Below are 16,675 nucleotides of genomic sequence, written 5' to 3'. Positions count from 1 at the left end.
CGTTGCCGGACATGCGATGCGCAAGGCCATGAGCTTTCTCGCGCACCTCGATTCCGTCGTCTCCCGCTATCTCGCCGAGATCGCCGGCCCGCGCGAACGGCTGGCGCTGCTGCGCTGGCAAATGGCCGAGCAGCACGCGCTCGACCGGCGCGAGACCATGCCGGGCCATGTCACCACCAGCGCCTTCGTGCTCTCGCCCGACCATGCGCAGATCCTCTTGATCGACCATGTCGTGATCGGCCGCTGGCTCCAGCCCGGCGGCCACTACGAACCGGCCGCGTCCTTCCATGAGTCCGCCCTGCGCGAGGCGGTCGAGGAGACCGGCGTCGCCAGCCCGGCGCTGCATGCCTGGCATCGCGGCGGCGATCTGCCCTTCGCCATCGACAGCCACGAGGTGCCGGGCAATCCGCGCCGGAGCGAGCCGCCGCATATCCATCACGACCTGCAATATCTCTTCATAGCCGATCCCGCGCTGCCGCTGACGGCCCAGGAAGAAGAGGTCCATGCCGCCGCCTGGAAGCCGATCGCCACGCTGGCCGAGATCGCGCCGGTGGCGTTCACGCGCCTGCATGTCCTGAGCTCTCGGGGTTGAGCCGGCTCGCTGTTACTCATTTGCAACATTGTAACGTCATGATCCCGCGGTCGCTCATTCAATATTGCAACTGATTTGCATTTGCGTAGAGTCGATTCGTCAACAGGATCGCCAGCCATGCTCAAGCCCGCCGCCTTCGCTCTTGCCGTTTCCAGCCTACTCTCGCCGGCGCTCGCTGCCGATCTGCCCTCGCGCAAGGGCGCGCCCGCCGCGCCGCCGGTGCTTTCGGCCTGCACAGAGAGCGAGGGCATCCCGACCGACGCCTTCGGCTTCACCACCGGCTCGGACGTCGCCGAGGTCGGCTCCTTCGGCGCAAGCCTGACCTATGGCGGCGGCTTCGGTGTCCGCGACGGCCGCCAGGCGGCACACGGCCTCCAGCTGCAGGGCTCCTACGGCCTCTTCCCCTGCTTCGAGATCGGCCCCTATCTGCTCGGCGGCTATGCCGATGCCACCATTGCCGGCACAGATGCCGACAACCGCAGCTTCGGCGCCGGCGTCGAGATGAAATACCGTCTGCTCGGGCGCGATCTGCACGGCATCGGCCTCACCGTCGTCGTCGATCCGAGCTTCAACCGCACCGACCCGAGCGGCGCCGGCAACTTCACCACCTACAATACCGGCATCCGCCTGTTCGCCGACAAGACGCTGGTCCCAGGCAAACTATACGCCGCGCTCAACCTCTCGCACGACCTGACCTGGACGGGCCCGAGTCCCTATCTGCGCTCCTCGACCTTTACGGTCGGCGGCTCGCTCGCCTGGCAGTTGATCGACGGGCTCTATCTCAGCGGCGAAGTCCGCCATCAGCGCCGCCAGAACGAGCTCGGCTTCGGCAACAACGCCGGCTACGCCACCTTCGCCGGCCCCGGCGTCTTCTGGCAGGCGACCAAGCAATTCGCGATCTCGGCGGCCTACAATGTCCAGATCGCCGGCAAGGCCAAGGATGTACAAGGCGATCTCGACATCACCAATTTCAGCCAGCATCTGGTCAAGGTGAAAGCGGCCTACAGCTTCTGAGTGACGCCGCGCGGCGTCACTCCGGAACCCGCTGACCGACCGCCGCACCCGCTTCGGAGTCTTTCTCCGCTTGCTGTTCCGAGCTGCGGTCGGCCTGCTTCCGGCTGATCGTCTCGACCGCATCGGCGGCCAGTTTCTCCAGCAGCACGCGCTCGCGCTCATCGAGCGTGCGGGCCTCGGCGTCGAGGATGCACAACGCTCCCAGGACGAAGCCATCGGACGAACGCAGCGGCGCGCCGGCATAAAAGCGCAGCCCCCAGGTCTTGGCGACGGGATTGTCGGTGAAACGCGCGTCGCGCTCGGTGTCGGCGACGACCAGCGTCTCGCCACCCGCCACGACATGGTCGCAGATTGCCGCCTGGCGCGGCAGGATCGGCCGGCCGGCCTCGTCCCGGCCGAAGCCTGAGAGCTCCTTGCTACGACCGATGACGATCTCCTGATCGGCGTCGATCGCCGAGATCATCGCCACATCGACATCGAACGCGTCGGCCGCGCGCTTGGCGATCGCATCGAGATCGTCGCGCAGGCTCTCAGCGAGGAAATCTGTCGCGTGGAGCGCCGCCACGCGCTCGGCATCATTGGCCGGCGCCTCCGCCGTAGCCGGCTCGCCGGCAACCTCGGGCAGCATGCGCTGGACTCGGCCAATGACTTCCGCGACCGAGGTCGCGATCTCGTCGGCACCGATCTTCTTGCGCGCGTCGCTCGCCAGCGCTTCGGGCGGAACCGTCCAGAGCACAAGAACGATCTGGAGCTCCGGCCAGCGCTGCCGCAGCCGCCGACAGAACTGACGGGCGGCGCTGTCTGGCTCACTGCTGAAATAGTTGATGCAGACGACCGGCACGCCATCGAGGTCGAGCCTGGCGACCGAACTCGCCGTGACATGGACGACCCGGCGGGTTTGCGCGGCGATCCCTTCCAAGGCGAGCGCATGCGCAAGCATCTCCGCTGCGATCGCATCGATCTCCCATTTACCGCCGATGCACGCGACTTGTGGCCCGGGTGCCATCGACGCCGCAGCCGGATGTTCGTCGCGCAGTTCCTCCAGCAGCGCATCCATTCCCTCGGCGACACGCAGCCGGTGGGCCGCGGTGGCCTGGCGGCCGTAGTCATCGCTGGCGAGACGCAGCACCGCTATGCCGACCGTATCGTAGAACGGCACCACTGAAAGCGCCTCGATCTCGCCCTCGGCGATCTCGATCGCTTCTTCGACGTCATTGGCGAGCAGGCGCTGGTAGATGCGTGTCGCCGGGCTGAGGGCCGGAACCGACCCGAGCAAGGTGTCGAGGAATTGCAGCTGCGGCAGGGTCTTGCCGAGGACGAGCAGGCAGACCGTCAGCGGTGTCGACAGGATCAGGCCGACGGGGCCCCAGAGCGCGGTCCAGAAGGTCGCGGCCGCGATCAGCGAGATCGCCGAGAGCCCGGTGGTGCCGTAGAGCATCGGCTCGACGATGTTGTTGCTGACGAGCTCGAGCCCCGCGATCAGTGCGAGCGTCCACAGCACCATGTGCCAGCCCGGATCGACCGCGAAGGCCAATATCAGGGGAAAGACGGCGGAGATCAGCGCACCGACGTAAGGGACGAAGCGCAACACGGCCGCAACGACGCCCCAGAGCGGTGCTCCCGGTACGCCGATCAGCCATAGCCCCAGCGTCAACGGTATGGCGAAGGTGATGTTCACGACGAGCTGCATCAGGAGGTACCGGCTGATCCTGCGGCCGGCATCCTCGATCGCGTCGGTCGAGCGGTGCAGATTGCCGCCGAGTGTGCGCAACAGCCGGTCGCGCAGATCGGCGCGGTCGAGCAGCGCCAGCACGACGAAGACCAGGACGATGCCCGCCGTCGCAAGCGGTTCGAGCGCGCGTCCGAACCAGACCAGGGCGACCTGCAGCTGAGTGCCCGGCGCCGGCACGACCTCGACACGTTGCGCCGTCGCGCCTTGCACAGCCTCCACTTCCTTCTGAAGGGACGCGATCGCGTTCAGCGCACTGTCGAAGATTCCCGGCGCCCTGAGCTGCGCCTTGAGGTCATTGAACTTGCTGTTGATGGTCGATTGATAAGTCGGCAGCTGCTCGCCGAGCGAGCGCAGCTGCGTGCCCAGAACCACAAAAAGCCCAGCCAGCAGGACCAGTACCACCGTCATCACCGCCACGATCGCGATCACTTTCGGCACGCCGCGCCGGCGCAACCACATCACCGGAGGATTGAGCGCGAAGCCGATCAGGAAGGCGAAGGCGAGCGGGATCAGGACGTCCTGACCGTAATAAAGCCCCGCGATGATGACGGCGGCACTGACGAGCGTTGCGGCTACCGTAACGACGTCGCCGCCGCCCGTAACGCCCGCGCCGACGCCGCCCATCTCCGGCTGGACCACTCTTTGGCCAGGAGGCGGTGTCGTCGTCATGCGCGAGCCCCCCGGCCTTTATGGATCGTGTTGAGAACGTGAGAGAGACTGTCCTGTTCCGTGTTCAACCAGCCGGCGTCCACGCCACATTGCGAACTGCGCATCGCAGACGCCAGAACGTGTTTGATTTTGCACGAATTCTGATCGTTCAGCCGATTCCGGCTGAACAGAAAGCGCGCTAAGACGGGACGATCTTCAACCAAGGGTGTCGGCTATGACGCGCGACGAGGCAGGAAGCGGCGCATCGGACAAGGCCGGAACGATCTGCCGGGCTCTGCGCCGCGCCATCATCGAGCGAGCGCTCGAGCCTGGCGCGGCATTGCCGGAGGATGCGCTCGGCGAACGCTTCGGCGTCAGCCGCACCATCGCGCGCCATGCGCTCGGCCAGCTCGCGGCCGAAGGATTGGTCGAGCTGCGCCGCAACCGCACCGCCGTCGTGGCGACGCCGAGCTGGCAGGAGGCGCGCGACACCTTCGACATCCGCATCGAGCTGGAACGCCTCGTGGTGCGCCAGCTCGCCGGCCGGCTGAGCAAGGCGCAGCTTGCGACCCTGCGCGGCCATGTCGATGCCGAGGATGCGGCACGGGGCGAATCCGATGCGGTCTCGATCCGACTCGCGACCGAGTTCCACATCCTGCTTGCGCAGATGACGGAAAGCCCGATCCTCACCCGTTATGTCAGCGAGCTCGCCTATCGCTGCTGCCTGATCCTGTCGCTGTACAGCCGGCCGCATTCGTCGGAATGCGCCATCAACGAACATAGCCTGCTGATCGACGCGCTCGAAAGCGGCGACGCCGAGACCGTGATGAAGCTGATGCACCACCATCTCGATTCGGTGGCGGAACGGGCGCTGGTGGCGCAAGCCAAGCCGCGCGAGCGCGACATCATGGCGATCCTCGCGCCTTATGCGGAGGCGCCGCAACCAGCCGCCAAGGCGCGCGGGAAGCGCTCGCTCAAGGCGGCCGGATAAGCCGGCTGCAAACGCGGCCGGCGAATTGATCTGGCCGCATTGCCGCCGCCCTAGGCGTGAACACGACGGTTCCCTCACGGGATCAAAAGGGAACGCAGTGCGGGTGGCTTAGCCACCTCTGCTGCGGCTGCCCCCGCAACTGTAAGCGGCGAGCCTTTCACCACATGCCACTGGGGCCTCGGACCTGGGAAGGCGGTGAAAGGTGGTGACCCGCGAGCCAGGAGACCTGCCGTCAGCCGTGGTCACACGCGAACACATCGGCCGGGGGTCCGCTGATGGGTGATAGGCCTTTACGCGCCCGTTTTCGGGAGCGGAACGGATTATCTCGTTCGCGGTGACGTGCCACTGACGTTACCGCCAAGGTTTCCCGTGATCCGCTTGCCCAACCCCGCCAAGCGGGCAGGCTCTCCGTCACCGGGCTTGTCGCGCTGGCTCGAAGCCTTCGACCGGCAGGAGCCGGCGAGCGAGAACGGCGCCGACGCCTATGGCCATGCCTAGCCGGCAAGGGCACCGGCCCTTCTGGCCGATCGTCTTTCGAACTTGTCGAGGCTAGAAGGAGGGAGCCTCGTTCGGACAGGTGTCGGATATGACGTTGCGACTGAGCCGCTTCACTACCCTGATTGTCTGCATTCTGGTTGCACTCGTCACGATCCCGCTGGCCTTCCGCTACAACTGGTTCTGGTTGCCGGGCCTGCTGGCGACGATGCTGGCCTTGCTCGGCCTCTGGGACCTCGTCCAGAGCGAGCATGCGATCCGGCGCAACTATCCGGTGATCGGCCATATCCGCTGGTTCGCCGAGCTGGTCCGCCCGGAGCTGCGCCAATATCTGTTCGAGGCTGACGAGGAGGCGGCGCCGTTTTCCCGCTCGCAGCGCTCGCTGGTCTATCGCCGGGCCAAGAACCTCGCCGGCGATCACCCGTTCGGCACGCTGCTCGACGTCTATCGCGATGGCTACGAGTTCATCGGCCATTCGACCCGGCCGGCGCCGGTCTCCGATCCCGAGAGCTTCCGCATCACCATCGGCAACGACCAGTGCCGGCAGCCCTATTCGGCTTCCGTCTTCAACATCTCGGCGATGAGCTTCGGCTCGCTCTCCGCCAATGCGATCAGGGCGCTCAACACCGGCGCGCGCCTCGGCCGCTTCAGCCACGACACCGGCGAAGGCAGCATCAGCCCCTATCATCGCGAAGGCGGTGGCGACATCGTCTGGGAGGTCGCCAGCGGCTATTTCGGCTGCCGCGACGATGAGGGCCGCTTCGATCCCGAGCGCTTCGCCAAGCAGGCAGTCGACCCCCTGGTCAAGATGATCGAGATCAAGCTGAGCCAGGGCGCCAAGCCCGGCCATGGCGGCATTCTGCCGGCGCCGAAGGTGACGCCCGAGATCGCGATGACGCGCGGCGTGCCGGTCGGGCGCGACTGCGTCTCGCCTCCCAGCCACAGCGCCTTCTCGACGCCGCTCGAGATGATGGCTTTCATCGCGCAATTGCGCGAGCTCTCGGGCGGCAAGCCGGTCGGCTTCAAGCTCTGCCTCGGCCATCCCTGGGAATTCATGGGCATGGTCAAGGCGATGCTGGCGAGCGGCGTCGTGCCCGACTTCATCGTCGTCGACGGTGCCGAGGGTGGCACCGGCGCCGCCCCGGTCGAGTTCAGCGACCATATCGGCCTGCCGATGCGCGAGGGCCTGCTCTTCGTCCACAATGTGCTGGTTGGCGCAGGGCTACGCGACAGGATCAAGATCGGCGTCGCCGGCCGGATCGTCAGCGCCTTCGACATCGCCAGCGTGCTCGCGATCGGCGCCGACTGGGCCAATGCCGCCCGCGGCTTCATGTTCGCGCTTGGCTGTGTCCAGTCCCTGTCCTGCAACACCAATCGCTGCCCGACCGGCGTCGCCACGCAGGACGCGGTCCGCCAGCGGGCGCTGGTGGTGCCGGACAAGGCGCAGCGCGTCCATCGCTTCCATGCCAACACGCTGGCGGCGCTCGCTGACATGCTGGCGGCCGCCGGCCTGACCCATCCCGAGGAGCTCGGCCCGCACCACCTCGTCCGCCGCGTCAGTGTCACCGAGATCCGCCTGTTCTCCGACCTCCACGTCTTCCTCGAGCCCGCCGAGCTGGTGAGCGGACTATGTGAGCACAGCTTCTATCGCCGTAACTGGGACCTCGCCCGCGCCGACAGCTTTGACCGGGCGTCGTGAACGCGTTCGCATGGCGACGAGAACGGCTTGCCGGCGCGTCGCCATCCCGGCGAAGGATGACTGCATAATGCGAGACAGTCATCGGGGGCCGTAACAAGACCGTAGCGTTCCCGGCAGAATATGCTCAGTATCGACGCGGGATAGAATTGCGCGCTGCAGTTGGCGACCGCGGCAGTGCGTTGGCGGCGAAGAGGAGTGGCCTATGTCTAAGCGTTCACGGATAGCGCGCGTGAAGCGGATCTCTTCGGCCTTGCATCTCCCCGTCCTGGTGCTTGCGGCCACTTTCGCCTTCGGACCCGCAACAATCCTCCTCGCCCAGCAGCCTGCGCCCGCGGCCGTTCCGGTCGGCACCGTCACCGCCGAGAAGCGCGCCATCACGCAATCAGCGGATTTCGTCGGGCGCATCGAGGCCGTCAACCGCGTCGATGTCCGTGCCCGCGTCACCGGCTATCTCGAGAACGTTCTGTTCAAGGATGGCGCAACCGTCAACGAAGGCACGCCGCTCTTCCGCATCGAGCGCGCGCCGTTCGAAGCTGCCGTCGAACAGGCGCAAGGCGCGCTGGAGCGGGCCCAGGGTACCCTGCAGAACGCCAGCCTGCAGCGCCAGCGCGCCGAGGACCTGCTGCGCACCAATGCCGGCTCGGTCGCGGTGCGCGACCAGCGCGTCGCCGAGGAAAAGGGCGCGCAGGGCGACGAGACGACCGCCGCCGCCAATCTGAAGACGGCGCAGATCAACCTCGGCTATACCGAGATCAAGGCGCCGATCGCCGGCCGGATCGGCCGCACCAAGGTGACCAAGGGCAATGTCGTCGGCCCCGATAGCGGCGTGCTGGCGCAGATCGTCAGCGACGACCCGATGTACGTCACCTTCCCGGTCAGCCAGCGCGAATTCCTGGCGCTGAAAACGAATCGGTTGCCGGCCGACGGCGCAGCGCCGCTCGTCAGCCTCAAATTCTCCGACGGCTCGACCTATGACCAGAAGGGCCGCGTCGACTTCGTCGACGTCTCGGTCGAGCGCTCAACCGATACCGTGCTGGTGCGCGCCACGCTGCCCAACGCGGCGGGCAAGCTCCTCGACGGCACGCTCGTTCGCGTCGCCGTCGCAGCCGACCAGAGCGAGGAAAAGGTATTGGTTCCGCAATCGGCGCTGATCGCCGACCAGCAGGGCGCCTATGTCTTCGCCGTCGAAGACGGCAAGGCCGTGGCGAAGCGCGTCAAGGTCGGCGCCGAGGCCGGCGCCTATGTCGTGATCGATCAGGGGCTCGCCGGCAACGAGCAGATCATCATCCAGGGCCTGCAGAACCTCCGGCCCGGCGTGCCGGTGCTGGCTTCGCCCGTGACCCCGCCGGTCGGCCGGAGCTGAATCGATGCTGAGCTCCGTCTTCGTCGACCGGCCCCGGCTGGCGATCGTCATCGCGCTCGTCACCACGATCGCCGGTCTTTTGTCGCTCTTCGCGATCCCGGTGGCGCAATATCCCGATATCGTGCCGCCGCAGATCTCGGTGAGAGCCTCCTATCCGGGCGCCTCGGCCGCCGTGGTCGAGCAGACGGTCGCCCAGCCGATCGAGGCCCAGATCGTCGGCACCGACAAGATGCTCTACATGAAGAGCGTCAGCGGCAATGACGGCAGCTATTCCCTGCAGGTCTCGTTCGAGCTCGGCACCAATGCCGACATCAACAACGTCAACGTCAACAACCGCGTGCAGCTCGCCTTGTCGAAGCTGCCGCAGGAGGTCCAGCGCAGCGGCGTCGTTGTCAAGAAGCAGTCCTCGGCTTTGCTCGGCGTCATCGCCGTCTACGCGCCGAAGGGCAATTACGACACCTTGTTCGTCTCGAACTACGTCACGATCAACCTGCTCGACGCTATCAAATCCACGACTGGCGTCGGCGACGCCTCGCTGTTTGGCGCACAGGACTACGCCATTCGGGCCTGGGTCCGCACCGACAGCCTGACCGGCCTCAACCTCACCACCGGCGACATCATCGCCGCCATCCAGGGCCAGAACGCGCAGGCCGCCGTCGGGCGCATCGGCGCGCGCCCGATCTCCGACGACCAGCAGCTGCAGCTCAACATCCAGACCAAGGGCCGCCTGACTTCGCCGGAGGAGTTCGGCAAAATCGTGCTGCGCACCAATGCCGACGGCTCGGTGCTGCGGCTCTCGGATGTGGCGCGCCTCGAGCTCGGCGCCGCCAATCTCGATCGCGACACCAGGCTGAACGGCGGCGCGGCCGTGCTGATCGGCGTCTACCAGGCGCCGGGCGCCAATGCCCTCACCGCCCTCGATTCCGTCAAGAAGACGATCGGTGACCTCGAGAAATCCTTCCCCGATGGCCTCGCCTGGAAGGTCACCTACGACCCGACCGCCTTCGTCACCGCCACGATCCACGAGGTGCAGAAGACGCTGATCGAGGCCTTCGTCCTCGTCGTGCTCGTCGTCTATCTGTTCCTCGGCAATCTCAGGGCGACGCTGATCCCGACCATCGCCGTGCCGGTGAGCCTGGTCGGCGCCTTCATCGTGCTCAACGCCATCGGCTATTCCGCCAACACCGTCTCGCTGCTCGCCGTCGTCCTCGCCATCGGCATCGTCGTCGACGACGCGATCGTCGTCATCGAGAATGTCGAGCGCGTGATGGAGGAGCATCCCGAGCTGACGCCGGCCGAGGCGACCAAGCGCGCCATGGGCGAGATCGTCGCCCCGATCGTCGCGATCACGCTGGTGCTGCTTTCGGTCTTCGTGCCGGTCGCCTTCATCCCTGGCATTTCCGGCGAGCTCTTCCGGCAATTCGCCGTCACCGTCGCCGTCGCGATGGTGCTCTCGGCGATCAACGCCCTGACCTTGTCGCCGGCGCTCTGCGCCATCCTGCTGAAGCCGCATCACGGGCCACGGCGCGGGCCGATCGGCTATGTCATGCGTGGTATCGACTGGACGCGCGACCGCTATGGTGCTGGCGTGGCGCGCCTCGTGCGCGTCTCGCTCGTCAGCCTCGCGCTGACCGCCGCCTTCGGCGTCGGCATCTATGCGATGGGGCGGATCACGCCGACCGGCTTCCTGCCGGAAGACGACCAGGGCGCCTTCTTCGTCGTCGCCCAGTTGCCCGACGGCGCCTCGATCGGGCGGACATCGACGCTCGCCGCCGAGGTGGAGGGCATCCTGAAGACGGAGAAGGCGATCGCGGACTATTCCACGGTCATCGGCCTCAACTTCATCGACAACTACTCCCAGCCCAATGCCGGCTTCTTCGTGGTGACGCTGAAGCCGTTCGACGAACGCAAAGGCCCGGAGGACTCGGCTTCGGCGGTCATCGCCCGGCTCGCCCAGAAGTTCCGCAGCGTGCGCGACGGCAACGTCGTCCCGGTCGCACCGCCGCCGATCATCGGCCTCGGCAGCGGCGGCGGCTTCAGCTACGTGCTGATGGACATGGGATCCTCCGATCCCAAGGCGCTCGGCCAGGCCCTGCGCGGCCTCACCGTCGCCGCCAACCAAGATCCGCAATTGCGGCGGGTGTTCTCGACCTTCTCGGATTCGGCGCCCTCGATCTATCTCGACATCGACCGCGACAAGATCCAGATCCTCGGCGTCGCGCTTAGCGACGTCTTCCAGGCGCTGCAGGCTTCGCTCGGTGGCTACTACGTCAACGATATGAACCTGTTCGGCCGCACCTGGCAGGTTCAGGTCCAGGCCGAGGGCACCGACCGCGCCTCGGTCAACGACATCTACCGTATCAATGTCCGCAGCCGCTCGGGCGACATGATCCCGCTGCGCTCTTTCGTCGAGGCCAAGGTCGTGGTCGGCCCGCAGGCCCTGATCCGCTACAACAACCGTCTTGCGGTGACGCTCCAGGGCTCCCCCGCGCCGGGCGTCTCCTCGGGCCAGGCTCTGAAGGCAATGGAAGCGGTTTCCGCCAAGACGCTGTCGCAGGGCTATCGCGGCGAATGGACCGACGTCTCCTTCCAGGAGAAGCGGGCCGAGGGGCAGACGACGATCATCCTCGCCTTCGCGCTGCTCTTCGCCTACCTCTTCCTGGTCGCGCTCTACGAGAGCTGGACCATCCCCGTGCCGGTGCTGCTCTCGGTGGCGGTCGGCGTGCTCGGCGCCTTCATCGCCATCGTCATCGCCAAGCTGACGCTCGACCTCTACGCCCAGATCGGCATCGTCGTCCTGATCGGCCTTGCCGCGAAGAACGGCATCCTGATCGTCGAGTTCGCCAAGGAACTGCGCGAGAAGGGGCACCCGCTCCTGCACGCAGCCACCGAGGGCGCGCGCCTGCGCTTCCGTCCGGTGATGATGACGTCCTTCGCCTTCATCCTCGGCCTTTTGCCTCTCGTGATCGCCGAGGGGCCGTCAAAGCTCGCTCGGCGCGACGTCGGCACGCCGGTCTTCGGCGGCATGCTGGCGGCGTCCTTCATCGGCATCTTCGTGATCCCGGCGCTCTATGTCATCTTCCAGTCGCTGCGCGAGCGCCTGCGGCCATCGACCCGGCCCAAGGAGGAGCAGGTCTAGAAGCGGACTGCGGGAGATCAGAGTCGCCCCGCAAATTCCCTCGTTGCCGAAGCGGCTGGGATCAGCTATCCAGCCTCCACGGATTGCGCCCGTAGCTCAGCTGGATAGAGCGTTGCCCTCCGAAGGCAAAGGTCACACGTTCGAATCGTGTCGGGCGCGCCAATTTTCCTATGTGTTTCAATGAATTAGATGCAACCTGGGCGAGTTGCGTTTGCGCGAGGCAAGGCGCCCGTAAGCAGTGGGGCTCGCTTTGCCACTAGGCCGTGTGGACGAATTGCCGCAATGATCTGTTTGAGGATTCCAGCGGGGAATCGGATGTGATTCATGGGTTTCCGACGGATTTGGAGGTCGGAAGCGATGTCGACTCGGATGGATGAAGACGACTGGGCGATCACGTTGACGGTGTTCCGGGCCTGACTGCCGCGCCGGGGGCGCAAGGCGGCGGACGACCGGCTGTTTCTCGAAGCGCTGCATTTCTTCACGGTGGAGAACGTGCGCTGGCGAGCGCTGCCCGAGCGGTTCGGGAACTGGAACACGGTGTGGAGAAGCGCTTCGACCGGCTTGGCAAGGCGGGCGTCTTCGAGGCCTTCTTCGATGGGCTGGCGGGCCTGAGGCTCTTCGTCGTCAGCCGCCGCACCCGTGCGTCCGAGCCGTGCTCATCCACCAGTTTATCGAAGACCGACCAGGGAACATGCTTCAGAAGCCCGTGGAAAACGCTATTCTGATGCCGCATGGCGTCGATCCCGTCTCGTGTCCAAAACACCGGCAAGTGCTTGGAAACCAGTAGAATCAACGCCATGCACAACGTCTAGAAATTTAAACCGGACAGCCGTGCGCATTGAGCGGGAATTGGCCGACGAGAGAGCGGCAACAATATATCGCTTCGACGCACGGTGGCGAGTTAGGCCGGCAACCCGTTCTGCTTTCGCAAGCTCTTGTCGAACGCGGATGCGGGGACGAAGCGGCGCAGCAAACTGACCTGGCGAGCCATTTTTCCCGCCGCATAGCGCCTTTTCGGAGCAGAAGCGGTCGCAGCTTCGAGGATCGTCTTCGCTACGACTTCCGGCGCATCGCCTGCCTCGATCGCTGTCCGCATGATCGTGTTCATGCCGTCCCGCGCGGCGTCATAGACGTCCAGCGACCGGTCCGGCCTGATTTGGTTTTCCTCGAATGCGGTCCGGGTATAGGCCGGCTCGACCAGGACGACGCGGATGCCAAGCGAGCGCAACTCGTGGTCGAGCGATTCAGAATAGCCTTCGATGGCGTGCTTGGTGGCGGCATAGAGCGCCGAATAGGGAGCCGGGATCAGCCCCAGCACAGAGCTCAGATTGACGATCCTACCCTGCCGTTGAAGGCGCATCACCGGCAGAACCGCGTTGGTCACACGCAAAACGCCGAAGACGTTGACATCGAACAGCGCCTGGGCCTGCTCGATCGAGGACTCCTCTGCACCGCCGAGCAGCCCGATACCGGCATTGTTGACGAGCAGGTCGATGCGGCCGGTCCTGGCCACCACGTCATTGACAAGCTTCGCCACGGATTCATCATCGGTCACGTCGCAAGCCAGCATGGTGATGCCTTCGACGCTCTCCGAAGCGGCCCGGCGGCTGGTCCCGAAGACGCGATACCCCGCGTCCTGCAGCGCTTTGGCCGTCACGCGGCCGATGCCGGAGGATGCGCCGGTGACCAGGGCCACGCCAGGATTCTTCGTGTTCATGACATTCATCTCTTTGTTTCGGTTGGATTAGTGACGAAGCGCTGCGAGCCTGCGCGGGTTGCGTGCGTCAAGGGTTGCCTTCGCCAGTCGCCGCTGCGTCCGACCAGCGCCGGAACAGCACGCTGGCATTCACGCCGCCAAAGCCGAAGCCATTGGCGATGGCGTAGTCCGTCACGATCGGTCGGGCCTCGTTCGCGACGAAGTCGATCCCGTCACCGGCCGGATCGGGAGCTGTCAGGTTGAGCGTCGGCGGAGCGACCTGATGCCGGAGCGCAAGGATCGCGAAGATGGCTCCAAGCCCGCCGGCTGCGCCCAGAAGATGGCCCGTCGCCGACTTCGTCGCGCTGACGGCAATAGTGCGATCCGAGCCGAACAGGGTCCTGATGGCAGCCAGTTCGCCGAGGTCGCCAACCGGCGTCGACGTCGCATGCGCATTGAGGTGGCCAATCTCGCCCGGGGCAATGCCCGCCTGGGCGATCGCGATCTCCATGGCGCGGCGCGCGCCGCTGCCATCCTCGGGGCCCGAGGTGACGTGGTGCGCATCCGCGGTCGTGCCGTAGCCGACGAGTTCGGCGAGCGGTGTGGCGCCGCGCGCCAGCGCGTGACCCAGTTCCTCGATCACCAGCACCCCGGCGCCTTCGCCCATCACGAAACCGTCCCTTGCCGTGTCGAACGGGCGTGAAGCCTCGGCAGGCCGGTCGTTGAAGCCGGTGGACAGTGAACGTGCGGCGGCAAATCCGCCGAGGCTGACGATGTTCATGCAGGCTTCGGAGCCGCCGCACAGCGCGATATCGGCTTCGCCCGAGCGGATAAGGCGGGCGGCATCCCCGATCGCCTGGATACCCGCGGCGCACGCTGTCACCGGCGCCCCGAGCGGGCCCTTGAACCCGTGGCGGATCGAAACCTGCCCGGCGGCAAGGTTGACCAGGAAGGAGGGCACCGTGAACGGTGATAGGCGGCGCACGCCTCGCGTGTCCACGGTGCGCACGGCCTCGGTTATGGCAGGGAACCCGCCGATGCCCGAGGCGATGATGGTGGCCGTGCGGCGTTGCTCAAAATCCGAGCCAGGCTTCCAGTTTGCCTGCGCCAGCGCCTCGTCTGCCGCCGCCAGCGCGAGGATGATGAACCTGTCGACCTTGCGCTGATCCTTTGGAGCCAGGACGGCATCGGGATCGAAGCCCGCCTCCGGGTCCTCGACGAGGGAGGGAACGACCCCTCCGACTTTTGCCGGCAAATCGCCGACAACCTCGTCGGGGAGCCTGCGCAGGCCCGAGCGACCCTTCAGCAGGCGCGCCCAGCTCGGCGTGACGCCGGCGGCCAGCGGCGTCACCGCGCCCAGGCCTGTGACAACAATCCGTCTCATCTTTAGCCTCCAGTCGATTCCGGCGCGCCGGCAAAGCCGCTGGGCGCCCTCCGGCTCCGGCGCAGGAAGACGGGAAGGAAGGCCGCGATCGCCAGGACCGCAGCCGCGGTCAGGACGACCGCGAGAGAAGCAGGCGGCGACAGCGGTAAGACGCTGGCGAAGGATGCGCCAATGGCGGCACAGCCCATCTGCAGGAAGCCGAGCAGCGAGGAGGCCGACCCGGCCTGCCGTCCGAAGTGATGAAGCGCGATCGCCGTGCCCAGCGGATTGATCAACCCCATGCCGAACAGATAGAGGGCGATCGCCATGGTGAAGGTCGCGAAGTTCGGCGATGCGGCGAAGCCGAACATGGCAAGGCCGCCAGCGAGCGCGATGACGAGGCCCGCCAGGCCGACCGCGCGATCGCCATGGCGCCGTGCCAGGCGCGGCGCGAGAAACCCCGCGGCGAAGACGATCAGAACCGTCGCCGCGAAAGACAGGCCGAGCTGGATGGCGCTCAGACCCAGAGCATTCATCAGCACGCCCGGCGCGGCCGCGAAGAAACTGTAAAGCCCGCCGATGACCAGGCTTACCGCGAGGGCCGGCAGCAGGAATCGCCGATCGGCGGCAAGATTCCGGTATGTGGATACCACCGATGAGAACGCCAGTGGCGTCCGACGCTCGACAGGGTGGGTCTCGCCGACGCGGCCGACATAGTGCCAGGCGAGCGCGACGCCGAAGATCGCGACAACGATGAAACTGACCCGCCAGCCGAACAGGCCGGACAGAATGCTGCCGAGCAATGGCGAAAATCCAGGCGCAGCCGCGCCGGCGATCATGGTCAGTGCCAGAGCCCGGCCCAACGCCTCGCCCTCGAACAGGTCGCGGGCGATGGCGCGTGCGAGGACCGACGCGGCGCAAGCCCCGAGCGCCTGAACGATCCGGCCCAGCACCAGCGCGGATAGATCGCCCGCAAGGGCGCAAACGGCGCTGCCTGCGGCGAACACGACCAGACCGCCGAGTACAAGCGGCTTGCGGCCGAAGCGGTCCGCAAGCGGCCCCACGAAAAGCTGTCCGAGCGCAAACGCGATGAAGAAGCTGCTCAGCAGGAGGCCGAGTTCCGGCGAGGAGATCGCAAGGTCGGCACCAATCTGCGAGAAGGCCGGTAGGATGATGTTCGTGGCGAGTGCGCCGAGCGCGGCGAGGCCCGCGAGCAGGAACAGAATTCCTCCCGTCACGCGGCGCCCTGCAGGCGCGCTCTTTGCGGCTTCCTGCTCGGGCTCAGCGATTGCAACAATTGCGCTGGGCGCCGCGGCCGATGACATCGTCATCGGCGCCGTCCCGGCTGTAGGTCGCCCGCAGGCGACTGTGACAGCACGCTTTCGGCAGCCGCCTGCAGGAACTCCTTTGCCATCTGCTCATCATTGACGACGCGCGAGATGAGCAAGGCACCGACCATGGTCGAGAGAAGCGCCATGGCCTTGCTATCCGGCTCGTTGCCCTCGGCCTTGCCGACCCAGCCACCCATCATTTCAAGATATTGTTCGATTCCGGCTTCGAATGACGCCTTCACGTCAGGACCTTGCCTGGCCGCATCCGACCCGAGCGCAACGACCGGGCAGCCATCCATCGTCTCGGCGCGGTGACCCATGCTGAGATAGAAGTCGATCACCGCCGACAAAGGATTTTGAGGGTTGGACGCGGCAGCGGCCGACCATTGGCTCAAGCCGCTCTCGAGAGCCCGCCGGGACGCCTGCACCGCCAGGTCGTCTTTGGAGGCGAACTGTTTGTAGAATGCGCCCTGCGTCAGCCCGGCGCCGGCCATCAGATCCTTCAGCCCGATGCCGTCATAGCCATGCTCCCTGAAAAGCCGGCTTGCCACATCGATGACCGTCTGCCGATTTTCCTCAGCCTTCTGGCGGGTGACGCGCATGGGAACCTCC

General features: G+C 66.2%; 13 protein-coding genes, 1 tRNA gene, 1 pseudogene and 1 riboswitch. Of the genes and pseudogenes, 9 read left to right on the top strand and 6 right to left on the bottom strand.

The features are described 5' to 3' along the window. The first annotated feature begins 28 nt into the window (after nt 1–28). A complete protein-coding gene (locus tag ACSQ24_RS01305) occupies nt 29–592 on the top strand; it encodes an NUDIX hydrolase (RefSeq protein ID WP_436092939.1) in 564 nt (187 codons plus the stop codon). Nucleotides 593–709: 117 nt separating this feature from the next. Continuing rightward, nucleotides 710–1,606: a hypothetical protein gene (locus ACSQ24_RS01300; protein WP_436092938.1), complete on the top strand. Its 897-nt coding sequence runs from the start codon at nt 710–712 to the stop codon at nt 1,604–1,606. 16 nt (nt 1,607–1,622) lie between these two features. Here ACSQ24_RS01300 and ACSQ24_RS01295 read toward each other — a convergent pair whose 3' ends face one another. Continuing rightward, a complete protein-coding gene (locus ACSQ24_RS01295; RefSeq protein ID WP_436092937.1) occupies nt 1,623–4,007 on the bottom strand; it encodes an AI-2E family transporter in 2,385 nt (794 codons plus the stop codon). Nucleotides 4,008–4,221: 214 nt separating this feature from the next. Here ACSQ24_RS01295 and ACSQ24_RS01290 point away from each other — a divergent pair, with 214 nt between their 5' ends. The 7 genes from ACSQ24_RS01290 (at nt 4,222) to ACSQ24_RS01260 (ending at nt 12,285) form a co-directional block, all read left to right on the top strand. Next, nucleotides 4,222–4,977, top strand: a complete 756-nt coding sequence (locus ACSQ24_RS01290; RefSeq protein WP_436092936.1) for a GntR family transcriptional regulator — start codon at nt 4,222–4,224, stop codon at nt 4,975–4,977. A 49-nt stretch (nt 4,978–5,026) separates the two neighbouring features. Continuing rightward, a riboswitch (cobalamin riboswitch) is annotated at nt 5,027–5,225 on the top strand. A 121-nt stretch (nt 5,226–5,346) separates the two neighbouring features. Further along, nucleotides 5,347–5,475, top strand: a complete 129-nt coding sequence (locus tag ACSQ24_RS01285; protein WP_436092935.1) for a hypothetical protein — start codon at nt 5,347–5,349, stop codon at nt 5,473–5,475. 88 nt (nt 5,476–5,563) lie between these two features. Further along, nucleotides 5,564–7,171, top strand: coding sequence for an FMN-binding glutamate synthase family protein (locus tag ACSQ24_RS01280; protein ID WP_436092934.1), 1,608 nt, complete (start codon nt 5,564–5,566; stop codon nt 7,169–7,171). A 229-nt stretch (nt 7,172–7,400) separates the two neighbouring features. Beyond that, nucleotides 7,401–8,534 carry an efflux RND transporter periplasmic adaptor subunit gene (locus tag ACSQ24_RS01275; protein WP_436092933.1) on the top strand — a complete coding sequence of 378 codons (1,134 nt, stop codon included), beginning with the start codon at nt 7,401–7,403 and terminating at the stop codon, nt 8,532–8,534. Nucleotides 8,535–8,538: 4 nt separating this feature from the next. Beyond that, nucleotides 8,539–11,673 carry an efflux RND transporter permease subunit gene (locus ACSQ24_RS01270; RefSeq protein ID WP_436092932.1) on the top strand — a complete coding sequence of 1,045 codons (3,135 nt, stop codon included), beginning with the start codon at nt 8,539–8,541 and terminating at the stop codon, nt 11,671–11,673. 85 nt (nt 11,674–11,758) lie between these two features. Then, nucleotides 11,759–11,835 (top strand) — tRNA-Arg (locus tag ACSQ24_RS01265). A gap of 321 nt (nt 11,836–12,156) precedes the next feature. Beyond that, a complete protein-coding gene (locus ACSQ24_RS01260; RefSeq protein ID WP_436097803.1) occupies nt 12,157–12,285 on the top strand; it encodes a hypothetical protein in 129 nt (42 codons plus the stop codon). A 55-nt stretch (nt 12,286–12,340) separates the two neighbouring features. Here the strand turns inward: ACSQ24_RS01260 and ACSQ24_RS01255 are convergent. The 5 genes and pseudogenes from ACSQ24_RS01255 to ACSQ24_RS01235 all read right to left on the bottom strand — a co-directional run. Beyond that, nucleotides 12,341–12,406, bottom strand: a pseudogene (locus ACSQ24_RS01255) (hypothetical protein); the annotation flags it as partial. A gap of 168 nt (nt 12,407–12,574) precedes the next feature. After that, nucleotides 12,575–13,390: an oxidoreductase gene (locus tag ACSQ24_RS01250; RefSeq protein ID WP_436092931.1), complete on the bottom strand. Its 816-nt coding sequence runs from the start codon at nt 13,388–13,390 to the stop codon at nt 12,575–12,577. Nucleotides 13,391–13,457: 67 nt separating this feature from the next. Continuing rightward, a complete protein-coding gene (fabF, locus tag ACSQ24_RS01245) occupies nt 13,458–14,753 on the bottom strand; it encodes a beta-ketoacyl-ACP synthase II (RefSeq protein WP_436092930.1) in 1,296 nt (431 codons plus the stop codon). A 2-nt stretch (nt 14,754–14,755) separates the two neighbouring features. Beyond that, nucleotides 14,756–15,970 carry a multidrug effflux MFS transporter gene (locus ACSQ24_RS01240; protein WP_436092929.1) on the bottom strand — a complete coding sequence of 405 codons (1,215 nt, stop codon included), beginning with the start codon at nt 15,968–15,970 and terminating at the stop codon, nt 14,756–14,758. A gap of 89 nt (nt 15,971–16,059) precedes the next feature. Beyond that, nucleotides 16,060–16,665: a TetR/AcrR family transcriptional regulator gene (locus ACSQ24_RS01235; protein ID WP_436092928.1), complete on the bottom strand. Its 606-nt coding sequence runs from the start codon at nt 16,663–16,665 to the stop codon at nt 16,060–16,062. Nucleotides 16,666–16,675: the final 10 nt, after the last annotated feature.

It is taken from the genome of Allobosea sp. LjRoot237, assembly GCF_964253285.1.
GTDB lineage: Bacteria > Pseudomonadota > Alphaproteobacteria > Rhizobiales > Beijerinckiaceae > Allobosea.
This window is presented reverse-complemented; position numbering and strand designations above follow the sequence as displayed.

Coding starts and splice junctions, on each gene's coding strand:
- ACSQ24_RS01305 (WP_436092939.1), top strand. CDS start 29: ATGAGCTTTCTCGCGCACCTCGATTCCGTCGTCTCCCGCTATCTCGCC.
- ACSQ24_RS01300 (WP_436092938.1), top strand. CDS start 710: ATGCTCAAGCCCGCCGCCTTCGCTCTTGCCGTTTCCAGCCTACTCTCG.
- ACSQ24_RS01295 (WP_436092937.1), bottom strand. CDS start 4,007: ATGACGACGACACCGCCTCCTGGCCAAAGAGTGGTCCAGCCGGAGATG.
- ACSQ24_RS01290 (WP_436092936.1), top strand. CDS start 4,222: ATGACGCGCGACGAGGCAGGAAGCGGCGCATCGGACAAGGCCGGAACG.
- ACSQ24_RS01280 (WP_436092934.1), top strand. CDS start 5,564: ATGACGTTGCGACTGAGCCGCTTCACTACCCTGATTGTCTGCATTCTG.
- ACSQ24_RS01270 (WP_436092932.1), top strand. CDS start 8,539: ATGCTGAGCTCCGTCTTCGTCGACCGGCCCCGGCTGGCGATCGTCATC.
- ACSQ24_RS01250 (WP_436092931.1), bottom strand. CDS start 13,390: ATGAACACGAAGAATCCTGGCGTGGCCCTGGTCACCGGCGCATCCTCC.
- fabF (WP_436092930.1), bottom strand. CDS start 14,753: ATGAGACGGATTGTTGTCACAGGCCTGGGCGCGGTGACGCCGCTGGCC.
- ACSQ24_RS01235 (WP_436092928.1), bottom strand. CDS start 16,665: ATGCGCGTCACCCGCCAGAAGGCTGAGGAAAATCGGCAGACGGTCATC.